The 11,027-nt window shown below is 53.1% G+C and carries 7 protein-coding genes, 4 tRNA genes and 3 rRNA genes; 2 read left to right on the forward strand and 12 right to left on the reverse strand.

All coding sequences use genetic code 11. From position 1 onward, the window contains the following. Positions 1-5 precede the first annotated feature (5 nt). The 4 genes from ilvM to ilvL form a co-directional block, all read right to left on the reverse strand. Positions 6-269, reverse strand: a complete 264-nt coding sequence (ilvM, locus tag ACQG19_RS24100; RefSeq protein ID WP_003860184.1) for an acetolactate synthase 2 small subunit — start codon at positions 267-269, stop codon at positions 6-8. Then, on the reverse strand, positions 266-1,912 hold the full coding sequence (gene ilvG, locus ACQG19_RS24105; RefSeq protein ID WP_023620832.1) for an acetolactate synthase 2 catalytic subunit: 1,647 nt from the start codon (positions 1,910-1,912) through the stop codon (positions 266-268). Before ilvG ends, ilvM begins: the two co-directional genes overlap by 4 nt. 2 nt (positions 1,913-1,914) lie before the next feature. Further along, positions 1,915-1,965 (reverse strand): peptide IlvX, encoded by a 51-nt coding sequence (gene ilvX, locus ACQG19_RS24110; RefSeq protein WP_102046757.1) that lies wholly within the window; start codon positions 1,963-1,965, stop codon positions 1,915-1,917. A gap of 86 nt (positions 1,966-2,051) precedes the next feature. Next, the gene (ilvL, locus tag ACQG19_RS24115; RefSeq protein ID WP_023620831.1) at positions 2,052-2,150 is read right to left on the reverse strand and encodes an ilv operon leader peptide; all 99 of its coding nucleotides are present in this window, start codon (positions 2,148-2,150) and stop codon (positions 2,052-2,054) included. 341 nt (positions 2,151-2,491) lie between these two features. Between ilvL and ACQG19_RS24120 the strand changes: the two genes are divergently transcribed. Continuing rightward, a complete protein-coding gene (locus ACQG19_RS24120; RefSeq protein ID WP_102752780.1) occupies positions 2,492-4,012 on the forward strand; it encodes a YifB family Mg chelatase-like AAA ATPase in 1,521 nt (506 codons plus the stop codon). 32 nt (positions 4,013-4,044) lie between these two features. Here the strand turns inward: ACQG19_RS24120 and ACQG19_RS24125 are convergent, their stop codons facing one another. Continuing rightward, positions 4,045-4,383 (reverse strand): DUF413 domain-containing protein, encoded by a 339-nt coding sequence (locus ACQG19_RS24125; RefSeq protein ID WP_013099290.1) that lies wholly within the window; start codon positions 4,381-4,383, stop codon positions 4,045-4,047. 118 nt (positions 4,384-4,501) lie between these two features. Between ACQG19_RS24125 and hdfR the strand changes: the two genes are divergently transcribed. Next, positions 4,502-5,323 (forward strand): HTH-type transcriptional regulator HdfR, encoded by an 822-nt coding sequence (gene hdfR, locus ACQG19_RS24130; RefSeq protein WP_020685959.1) that lies wholly within the window; start codon positions 4,502-4,504, stop codon positions 5,321-5,323. A 102-nt stretch (positions 5,324-5,425) separates the two neighbouring features. Here hdfR and ACQG19_RS24135 read toward each other — a convergent pair. The 7 genes from ACQG19_RS24135 to ACQG19_RS24165 all read right to left on the reverse strand — a co-directional run bounded on the left by ACQG19_RS24135 (position 5,426) and on the right by ACQG19_RS24165 (position 10,809). Further along, positions 5,426-5,501, reverse strand: a tRNA-Trp gene (locus ACQG19_RS24135). A gap of 53 nt (positions 5,502-5,554) precedes the next feature. Next, positions 5,555-5,631, reverse strand: a tRNA-Asp gene (locus tag ACQG19_RS24140). A gap of 55 nt (positions 5,632-5,686) precedes the next feature. Further along, positions 5,687-5,802 (reverse strand): 5S ribosomal RNA (rrf, locus tag ACQG19_RS24145). A gap of 64 nt (positions 5,803-5,866) precedes the next feature. Continuing rightward, positions 5,867-8,769 (reverse strand): 23S ribosomal RNA (locus tag ACQG19_RS24150). 171 nt (positions 8,770-8,940) lie between these two features. After that, a tRNA-Ala gene (locus ACQG19_RS24155) sits at positions 8,941-9,016 on the reverse strand. Between the two features lie 107 nt (positions 9,017-9,123). Then, positions 9,124-9,200: transfer RNA gene (locus ACQG19_RS24160), tRNA-Ile, on the reverse strand. Between the two features lie 69 nt (positions 9,201-9,269). Then, a 16S ribosomal RNA gene (locus tag ACQG19_RS24165) occupies positions 9,270-10,809 on the reverse strand. The 16S, 23S and 5S rRNA genes sit together here with 4 tRNA genes alongside, the layout of an rRNA operon. Positions 10,810-11,027 lie beyond the last annotated feature (218 nt).

Consider the following 11,027-nt stretch of genomic DNA (forward strand, 5'->3'; position numbering starts at 1 on the left):
CACGCTCAGGCGCGGATTTGTTGTGATGTGGTTGTGCTCTGGCAGATGGCAACATGGGCAACATCCACCAGCTTTGATAATTGACTAAACAGTAAGTCGACCGGGCGCGGGCTGGCAACGGTTAATTCGATACTGATATTTTGTGCGTCAGTGGCCGTCTCCATATTCATAGAGCAAATCTGAAAGCCACGATGACGGACCACGCGCAAAACGCGTTCTAATGTCTCTGGATTGAAGCGAGCCTGAACGGCGACCTGATGTTGCATCATGATAATTTCTCCAGCATTTGTGAGTTACTGGCACCTGGCGGTACCAACGGCCAGACGTTCTCAAGCTCGTCGATTGAGACATGAAGCAGGTAAGGCCCTTCGCTTGACAGCATGGTGTCGAGTGCCGCTTCAACCTGGTCTTTACGGGTGATGTGCTGTCCAGGAATGCCAAAGGCGCTGGCCAGAGTGAGGAAATCGGGGTTATCAGTCAGGGTGGTTTCGCTGTAGCGCTCCTCGAAGAACAGCTGCTGCCACTGGCGCACCATCCCTAAACGCTGGTTATCAAGCAACACGATCTTCAGCGGCAATTGTTTACGCTTAACGGTGCCCAACTCCTGAACGTTCATCATGAAGGAGCCGTCACCGGAGATACAGATGACCGTATCGTTTGGACGCGCAACCTGAGCACCCACCGCGGCAGGCAGGCCGAAGCCCATCGTGCCTAATCCGCTGGAGGTGATGAAGTTTTCCGGGCGGGTGTAGGTCATGTGCTGCGCAGACCACATCTGGTGCTGGCCGACATCGGTCGTCACTACACTGTCTGCCGGTTTACGGTCAGACAACTGCTTCAACAACAGCGGCGCATAGATGGCCTCACCCGGATGGTCGTAACGCCAGGCGTGCTCGGCACGCATTTCAGCCGTGTGCTGGCGCCACTCGCCGATATTCAGAGGCTGCTGTAACGCCGGCAGCAGCGTGTTGAGATCGCCCTGCAGCGCAACATGCGCCTGACGCAGCTTGTTCATTTCCGCCGGGTCGATATCCATATGGATAACTTTGGCGTTTGGCGCGAAGGTATTCAGCTTGCCGGTCACGCGATCGTCAAAACGGGCACCGACGGCAATCAGCAAATCACACTCCTGCACCGCCAGGTTTGCCGCTTTGGTGCCGTGCATCCCCAGCATGCCCAGGTAGTATGGGTAGTCAGCATCCACTGCGCCCAACCCTTTCAGCGTGCAGGTGGCAGGCATTTGCGTTACCGCGATAAATTCGCGCAGGGCCGGAACTGCCTGTGCCATGCCAACGCCGCCGCCGACGTACAGCATCGGCTGGGCTGCCTGCGCCAGCATCCGACGCGCCTCTTCGACTTCCGCATGTGGGAACGCGTCGTCACTTTCAACGGTGGAGAAGTGCGGTTCCAGCTCGCCGAGTGCGACCTGAATATCTTTCGGGATATCCACCAGAACCGGGCCAGGACGGCCAGAGCTGGCAATACGGAACGCTTCCGCCATCACGCCAGGCAGTTCTTCGAGGGACTGCACGAGGAAGCTGTGTTTGGTACAGGCCAGCGACAAGCCGAGCACATCGACTTCCTGGAAGGCATCGGTACCGATGAAGGGTGAGGCCACCTGGCCGGTGATCGCCACCACGGGAACGGAATCGAGCAGCGCGTCAGCCAGACCGGTGATCAGGTTTGTGGCGCCCGGTCCAGACGTTGCCATGCAGACGCCCGTTTTACCGGTGGCACGTGCATAGCCAATGGCCGCCATGGCTGCGCCCTGCTCGTGTCGGCACAAGAGGTGTTCCACGCCGCCGTCATACAGTGCATCGTAAATCGGCATAATTGCGCCTCCCGGATAACCAAAGACGGTTTCGACTCCCTGTGCGCGCAACGCATGTACTACCCACTGTGCCCCATTCATAGTTAGTTCCCCGTCATAAATCGGGAGAAACAGAATTTTGTGCTATTTGTCATTCTCTGCTCCTCGTTTAAGTTTTTTAGTCATAAAAAAACCCCCGGACCTTTCGGTGCGGGGGTCTTAGTTCGTTAAGGCTTGATTTCTAAGCCTTTCCTCGTCCAAGTGCAGCCCCGCACGGTGGGATAATAATCACCACCACGCTAATCACGACCAGGCTAATCACTAGTAGAAGGGCTGTCATTTTCAGTTCTTTGTGCATCTTGTTCGAAGGAATGCCTAAAGAGTTATCACAGTTATCAAACCAAACACAAGATTTATTTATGACGGATTTGATTAGCAGGCAAATCATATTCCTGAAAAGCTTTGTTTTATATAAGGAAATTAGATAGTGAATATTTTTCATTTTTTTGGCGTGTTTTAGCACTCTGCAACGTTCCGTCCTTCTCTTTGCGAGATGGCTTCCGAATGAGTGAAATAGTTACACTATGTCGCTAAAAAGCAGGAATGAGCGTCGTAAATCAGCCAACTGACGCTCAACAGGCAAAATCAATACTGACATAGTGACTCACTGAGGAGGTGCTTATGTCACTGTCAGTTGTTTACACGCGTGCGGCGATCGGAGTAAAGGCACCGCTTATTTCTGTGGAGGTTCATCTGAGTAATGGGCTCCCTGGGCTAACGCTTGTCGGCTTGCCAGAAACCACGGTCAAAGAAGCCAGAGATCGGGTTCGCAGCGCAATTATCAATAGCGGTTATACCTTCCCCGCAAAGAAGATTACGATCAATCTTGCCCCCGCGGATCTGCCCAAGGAGGGCGGACGATACGATTTACCTATCGCTATTGCGCTTCTCGCAGCCTCTGAGCAGCTCAACACAGCGAGGCTAGGCTCGTACGAGTTCATTGGCGAACTGGCGCTTACAGGCGCGTTAAGAGGCGTTCCTGGCGCCATCTCTGGTGCGCTGGAAGCCATTCATGCTGGTCGACAAATTATTGTAGCCAATGAAAATGCCTCAGAAGTGAGCCTGATTGCCGAGAAAGGGTGCCTGGTCGCGGGGCATTTGCAGGAAGTCTGCGCGCACCTTGAAGGCCGACATACGCTCTCCGAGCCAGAGGAAACCGGAGATATCCTGCCTGAAAGCCCGGACGACCTCAGCGATATTATCGGGCAGGAGCAGGGGAAGCGGGCACTGGAGATCACCGCAGCCGGAGGACATAACCTGTTGCTGATTGGCCCGCCGGGAACAGGGAAAACCATGCTGGCGAGCAGGCTGAATGGGTTATTGCCACCACTCAATAATCATGAGGCACTTGAAAGCGCAGCGATATTTAGCCTGGTGAGCTCTGCATCATTGCAAAAACAGTGGCGACGACGCCCTTTTCGCTCTCCCCATCACAGTGCCTCCCTGACGGCCATGGTCGGAGGGGGCTCCATTCCGGGGCCGGGAGAGATCTCGCTGGCACACAATGGCATCCTGTTCCTTGATGAACTGCCTGAGTTTGAACGCCGCGTACTGGATGCCCTGCGGGAACCTATCGAATCTGGCGAGATCCATATCTCCCGCACGCGCGCCAAAATAAGCTACCCGGCACAGTTCCAGCTGGTTGCCGCCATGAACCCCAGCCCATCAGGCCATTATCAGGGAAATCATAATCGCTGCACGCCTGAGCAGACGCTGCGCTATCTGGGGAAGCTGTCAGGCCCTTTCCTCGATCGTTTTGATTTATCCCTGGAGATCCCATTACCGCCCCCTGGTTTGCTCAGCCAGACAACGATACGCGGTGAGAGCACAGCGAAGGTTCGCGAACGGGTTATCGCCTCACAGGCCCGACAGTACGCTCGTCAACATAAGCTGAATGCGCGTCTGGATAATGCTGAGATTCGGCAGTTTTGCCATCTTAAGGCTGAGGATGCCTGCTGGCTTGAAGAGACATTGACGCGATTTGGGCTCTCGATCCGTGCATGGCAGCGCCTGCTGAAAGTGGCTCGCACTATTGCCGATGTGGAAGGAGACCCAGAGATTGAAAAACACCATCTGCAGGAAGCGCTGAGCTATCGCGCCATAGATCGGTTGTTGCTGCACCTGCAAAAATTACTGGCATAAAAAAAGGAGCCGAAGCTCCTTTTCTCATCAACTTAGTCGTCAGACTCGGTGTAGTCTTCAGCACCTTCCATCTGCGGCTTACCGCCAGACAGCGTATGGAAACGCTTTGGACGCTTGATGCGTGCCATGTACTTGATCCATACACGTTCTGCTTCAGACTGCGGCTCACGCTCACCGCGACAAACAGCAACAAACTGTTTTTCGTCTTCAGTCGCAGGCTCACGTTTACCCAGATCCAGCTCGTTAAAGGCATAACCATGACGCTCAAGCAATTGCGCCTCTTTGATGGTGAAATCGCCGTGACGAGAGAACCCGCGTGGATAATTTTTATTGTCGAAAAAACGATTAGTCGTCGTAAAGCTTTCCGCCATCCTACACGCTCCTAATTCTTTGGCCGAGCTATTTATGGCGCGGAGTATTAGTTACGCTTGACAGAGTGTAAAACAAAACATTTAAATCATAACGACAAATAATTTTGTGGAGAAAGATGTGGATACGGAATTGCTAAAAACTTTCCTTGAAGTGAGCAGGACACGCCACTTCGGGCGAGCAGCTGAAGCCCTCTATCTGACGCAGTCAGCGGTCAGTTTTCGTATTCGACAGCTGGAAAATCAATTGGGTGTGAATCTATTTACCCGCCACCGCAACAATATCCGCTTAACGCCGGCCGGTGAGAAACTGCTCCCGTATGCAGAAACGTTGATGAATACCTGGCAGGCGGCCCGTAAAGAGGTGGCTCATACGTCCAGGCACAATGAGTTCTCGATCGGGGCCAGCGCCTCCCTGTGGGAATGTATGCTCAGTCAGTGGCTTTCGCGGTTATACCATTCGCATGGGCATTTGCAATTTGAGGCCAGAATTGCGCAACGGCAGTCGCTGGTTAAGCAACTTCACGAGCGCCAGCTTGATCTGCTGATCACCACTGAAGCCCCCAAGATGGACGAATTTAGCAGCCAGATTGTTGGGCAGTTTGGTCTGGCTCTGTATGCTTCTGAGCCTGCGATGATGAAGTCCGATCTAACCTATCTGCGGCTTGAATGGGGCCCCGATTTTCAACAGCATGAAACCGGTTTGATCGCCCCTGACGATGTTCCACAGCTAACAACCAGCTCAGCGGAGATCGCCTGCCAACAGCTTTCCTTGCTAAAGGGCTGCACGTGGTTACCCGTTTGCTGGGCAGACAGTAAACCGGGACTCCATACCGTACTGGATTCCACTACGCTTTCCAGGCCGCTGTATGCAATCTGGCTGCAGAACAGCGATAAGCAATCGCAGATAAAAGATCTATTAAAAATCAATATTATGGAATGATTGACCAGCCAGCATAATAGCTGGCTGCAGTTTTTGATTAGGAAGGGATTTTGGCCATGTTGAAGGCAAAAAAAATCCTTTGCCGAAGCAAAGGATTCTATATGGCAGGGGCGGAGAGACTCGAACTCGCGACACCCGGTTTTGGAGACCGGTGCTCTACCAACTGAGCTACGCCCCTAAAGTTTTTTGCCATTAAGCCTGCCGATAAGGCAGGCTTAATGTCTTAATAAGTGGCGGAACGGACGGGACTCGAACCCGCGACCCCCTGCGTGACAGGCAGGTATTCTAACCGACTGAACTACCGCTCCACCGAAGACTGCTGTAACCACCGGATTGATGCACCGGCTTACTACTTAATTTGATGCCTGGCAGTTCCCTACTCTCACATGGGGAGACCCCACACTACCATCGGCGCTACGGCGTTTCACTTCTGAGTTCGGCATGGGGTCAGGTGGGACCACCGCGCTAAAGCCGCCAGGCAAATTCTGTTAATCTGTATCAGGCTGAAAATCTGTCTCTTCGCCAAAACACCTTCGGCGTTGTAAGGTTAAGCCTCACGGTTCATTAGTATCGGTTAGCTCAACGCATCGCTGCGCTTACACACCCGACCTATCAACGTCGTCGTCTTCAACGTTCCTTCAGGAGACTTTAAGTCTCAGGGAGAACTCATCTCGGGGCAAGTTTCGTGCTTAGATGCTTTCAGCACTTATCTCTTCCGCATTTAGCTACCGGGCAGTGCCATTGGCATGACAACCCGAACACCAGTGATGCGTCCACTCCGGTCCTCTCGTACTAGGAGCAGCCCCCCTCAATTCTCCAGCGCCCACGGCAGATAGGGACCGAACTGTCTCACGACGTTCTAAACCCAGCTCGCGTACCACTTTAAATGGCGAACAGCCATACCCTTGGGACCTACTTCAGCCCCAGGATGTGATGAGCCGACATCGAGGTGCCAAACACCGCCGTCGATATGAACTCTTGGGCGGTATCAGCCTGTTATCCCCGGAGTACCTTTTATCCGTTGAGCGATGGCCCTTCCATTCAGAACCACCGGATCACTATGACCTGCTTTCGCACCTGCTCGAGCCGTCACTCTCGCAGTCAAGCTAGCTTATGCCATTGCACTAACCTCCTGATGTCCGACCAGGATTAGCTAACCTTCGTGCTCCTCCGTTACTCTTTGGGAGGAGACCGCCCCAGTCAAACTACCCACCAGACACTGTCCGCAACCCGGGTAACGGGTCTACGTTAGAACACCAGCCATTAAAGGGTGGTATTTCAAGGATGGCTCCACGCAGACTGGCGTCCACGCTTCAAAGCCTCCCACCTATCCTACACATCAAGGACCAGTGTTCAGTGTCAAGCTATAGTAAAGGTTCACGGGGTCTTTCCGTCTTGCCGCGGGTACACTGCATCTTCACAGCGAGTTCAATTTCACTGAGTCTCGGGTGGAGACAGCCTGGCCATCATTACGCCATTCGTGCAGGTCGGAACTTACCCGACAAGGAATTTCGCTACCTTAGGACCGTTATAGTTACGGCCGCCGTTTACCGGGGCTTCGATCAAGAGCTTCGCGTTACCGCTAACCCCATCAATTAACCTTCCGGCACCGGGCAGGCGTCACACCGTATACGTCCACTTTCGTGTTTGCACAGTGCTGTGTTTTTAATAAACAGTTGCAGCCAGCTGGTATCTTCGACTGATTTCAGCTCCACCCGCAGGGGCTTCACCTACATATCAGCGTGCCTTCTCCCGAAGTTACGGCACCATTTTGCCTAGTTCCTTCACCCGAGTTCTCTCAAGCGCCTTGGTATTCTCTACCTGACCACCTGTGTCGGTTTGGGGTACGATTTCGTGTTACCTGATGCTTAGAGGCTTTTCCTGGAAGCAGGGCATTTGTTACTTCAGCACCGTAGTGCCTCGTCATCACACCTCAGCGTTAAAAGGTACCGGATTTACCTGGAACCTCCGCCTACATGCTTAAACCGGGACAACCGTCGCCCGGCTAACATAGCCTTCTCCGTCCCCCCTTCGCAGTAACACCAAGTACAGGAATATTAACCTGTTTCCCATCGACTACGCCTTTCGGCCTCGCCTTAGGGGTCGACTCACCCTGCCCCGATTAACGTTGGACAGGAACCCTTGGTCTTCCGGCGAGCGGGCTTTTCACCCGCTTTATCGTTACTTATGTCAGCATTCGCACTTCTGATACCTCCAGCAGCCCTCACAGGCCACCTTCAACGGCTTACAGAACGCTCCCCTACCCAACAACACAGAGTGTCGCTGCCGCAGCTTCGGTGCATGGTTTAGCCCCGTTACATCTTCCGCGCAGGCCGACTCGACCAGTGAGCTATTACGCTTTCTTTAAATGATGGCTGCTTCTAAGCCAACATCCTGGCTGTCTGGGCCTTCCCACATCGTTTCCCACTTAACCATGACTTTGGGACCTTAGCTGGCGGTCTGGGTTGTTTCCCTCTTCACGACGGACGTTAGCACCCGCCGTGTGTCTCCCGTGATAACATTCTTCGGTATTCGTAGTTTGCATCGGGTTGGTAAGCCGGGATGGCCCCCTAGCCGAAACAGTGCTCTACCCCCGAAGATGAGTTCACGAGGCGCTACCTAAATAGCTTTCGGGGAGAACCAGCTATCTCCCGGTTTGATTGGCCTTTCACCCCCAGCCACAGGTCATCCGCTAATTTTTCAACATTAGTCGGTTCGGTCCTCCAGTTAGTGTTACCCAACCTTCAACCTGCCCATGGCTAGATCACCGGGTTTCGGGTCTATACCCTGCAACTTAACGCCCAGTTAAGACTCGGTTTCCCTTCGGCTCCCCTATACGGTTAACCTTGCTACAGAATATAAGTCGCTGACCCATTATACAAAAGGTACGCAGTCACACCCGAAGGTGCTCCCACTGCTTGTACGTACACGGTTTCAGGTTCTTTTTCACTCCCCTCGCCGGGGTTCTTTTCGCCTTTCCCTCACGGTACTGGTTCACTATCGGTCAGTCAGGAGTATTTAGCCTTGGAGGATGGTCCCCCCATATTCAGACAGGATACCACGTGTCCCGCCCTACTCTTCGAGTTCACAGCCTGTGTGTTTTCGTGTACGGGACTTTCACCCTGTACCGTGCGACTTTCCAGACGCTTCCACTAACACACAAGCTGATTCAGACTCTGGGCTGCTCCCCGTTCGCTCGCCGCTACTGGGGGAATCTCGGTTGATTTCTTTTCCTCGGGGTACTTAGATGTTTCAGTTCCCCCGGTTCGCCTCGTTAACCTATGTATTCAGTTAACGATAGTGTGACGAATCACACTGGGTTTCCCCATTCGGACATCGCCGGGTCAAGGGTTCATATCACCTCGCCGGCGCTTTTCGCAGATTAGCACGTCCTTCATCGCCTCTGACTGCCAGGGCATCCACCGTGTACGCTTAGTCGCTTAACCTCACAACCCGAAGATGTTTCACTTCTGATTGCGAAAATTTGAGAGACTCGAACACACCATTAAAGATGTGTCGTTTCAATTTTCAGCTTGATCCAGATTTTTAAAGAGCAAAACTTCGCAGTGCACCTTTTCAGGTTCACTCTGAAGTTTTCTTGTGTTCGCAGTAAAAGATGGTGGAGCTATGCGGGATCGAACCGCAGACCTCCTGCGTGCAAAGCAGGCGCTCTCCCAGCTGAGCTATAGCCCCATCGTTTGCAAACCTCTGTACCGGTAATTTTTCCTGAGACAAGGCGTGGTAACGCGACGCATACATCAGTATGTGAGCGTTGCCGCAACGCAGTATCAGGGAAAATTTGGTAGGCCTGAGTGGACTTGAACCACCGACCTCACCCTTATCAGGGGTGCGCTCTAACCACCTGAGCTACAAGCCTGTAGAGGTTTTTACTGCTGTTTTTCATCAGACAATCTGTGTGAGCACTGCAAAGGCAGGTTCTTTAAGGTAAGGAGGTGATCCAACCGCAGGTTCCCCTACGGTTACCTTGTTACGACTTCACCCCAGTCATGAATCACAAAGTGGTAAGCGCCCTCCCGAAGGTTAAGCTACCTACTTCTTTTGCAACCCACTCCCATGGTGTGACGGGCGGTGTGTACAAGGCCCGGGAACGTATTCACCGTAGCATTCTGATCTACGATTACTAGCGATTCCGACTTCATGGAGTCGAGTTGCAGACTCCAATCCGGACTACGACGCACTTTATGAGGTCCGCTTGCTCTCGCGAGGTCGCTTCTCTTTGTATGCGCCATTGTAGCACGTGTGTAGCCCTGGTCGTAAGGGCCATGATGACTTGACGTCATCCCCACCTTCCTCCAGTTTATCACTGGCAGTCTCCTTTGAGTTCCCGGCCGGACCGCTGGCAACAAAGGATAAGGGTTGCGCTCGTTGCGGGACTTAACCCAACATTTCACAACACGAGCTGACGACAGCCATGCAGCACCTGTCTCACAGTTCCCGAAGGCACCAATCCATCTCTGGAAAGTTCTGTGGATGTCAAGACCAGGTAAGGTTCTTCGCGTTGCATCGAATTAAACCACATGCTCCACCGCTTGTGCGGGCCCCCGTCAATTCATTTGAGTTTTAACCTTGCGGCCGTACTCCCCAGGCGGTCGATTTAACGCGTTAGCTCCGGAAGCCACGCCTCAAGGGCACAACCTCCAAATCGACATCGTTTACGGCGTGGACTACCAGGGTATCTAATCCTGTTTGCTCCCCACGCTTTCGCACCTGAGCGTCAGTCTTTGTCCAGGGGGCCGCCTTCGCCACCGGTATTCCTCCAGATCTCTACGCATTTCACCGCTACACCTGGAATTCTACCCCCCTCTACAAGACTCCAGCCTGCCAGTTTCGAATGCAGTTCCCAGGTTGAGCCCGGGGATTTCACATCCGACTTGACAGACCGCCTGCGTGCGCTTTACGCCCAGTAATTCCGATTAACGCTTGCACCCTCCGTATTACCGCGGCTGCTGGCACGGAGTTAGCCGGTGCTTCTTCTGCGGGTAACGTCAATTGCTGCGGTTATTAACCACAACACCTTCCTCCCCGCTGAAAGTACTTTACAACCCGAAGGCCTTCTTCATACACGCGGCATGGCTGCATCAGGCTTGCGCCCATTGTGCAATATTCCCCACTGCTGCCTCCCGTAGGAGTCTGGACCGTGTCTCAGTTCCAGTGTGGCTGGTCATCCTCTCAGACCAGCTAGGGATCGTCGCCTAGGTGAGCCGTTACCCCACCTACTAGCTAATCCCATCTGGGCACATCTGATGGCAAGAGGCCCGAAGGTCCCCCTCTTTGGTCTTGCGACGTTATGCGGTATTAGCTACCGTTTCCAGTAGTTATCCCCCTCCATCAGGCAGTTTCCCAGACATTACTCACCCGTCCGCCACTCGTCACCCGAGAGCAAGCTCTCTGTGCTACCGTTCGACTTGCATGTGTTAGGCCTGCCGCCAGCGTTCAATCTGAGCCATGATCAAACTCTTCAATTTAAAAGTTTGATGCTCAATGAATTAAACTTCGTAATGAATTACGTGTTCACTCGTTGAGACTTGGTATTCATTTTTTGTCCGAAGACATTAAGAATCCATGTCACTTTGAGTGCCCACACAGATTGTCTGATAAATTGTTAAAGAGCAGTGCAACGCGGCTTTCGCTCACCGTTGCGAGGTCACGTATAATACGTTTTCCTCATTCAGAGTCAAGTGAT

The organism is Enterobacter cloacae complex sp. 277I4 (assembly GCF_050031465.1).
Taxonomy (GTDB): Bacteria; Pseudomonadota; Gammaproteobacteria; order Enterobacterales; family Enterobacteriaceae; genus Enterobacter; species Enterobacter cloacae.

Bases quoted from the DNA above. Each gene is read 5' to 3' on its own strand.
- ACQG19_RS24125 (WP_013099290.1), bottom strand. From the start codon at position 4,383: ATGGCGGAAAGCTTTACGACGACTAATCGTTTTTTCGACAATAAAAAT.
- ilvL (WP_023620831.1), bottom strand. From the start codon at position 2,150: ATGACAGCCCTTCTACTAGTGATTAGCCTGGTCGTGATTAGCGTGGTG.
- ilvM (WP_003860184.1), bottom strand. From the start codon at position 269: ATGATGCAACATCAGGTCGCCGTTCAGGCTCGCTTCAATCCAGAGACA.
- ACQG19_RS24120 (WP_102752780.1), top strand. From the start codon at position 2,492: ATGTCACTGTCAGTTGTTTACACGCGTGCGGCGATCGGAGTAAAGGCA.
- ilvG (WP_023620832.1), bottom strand. From the start codon at position 1,912: ATGAATGGGGCACAGTGGGTAGTACATGCGTTGCGCGCACAGGGAGTC.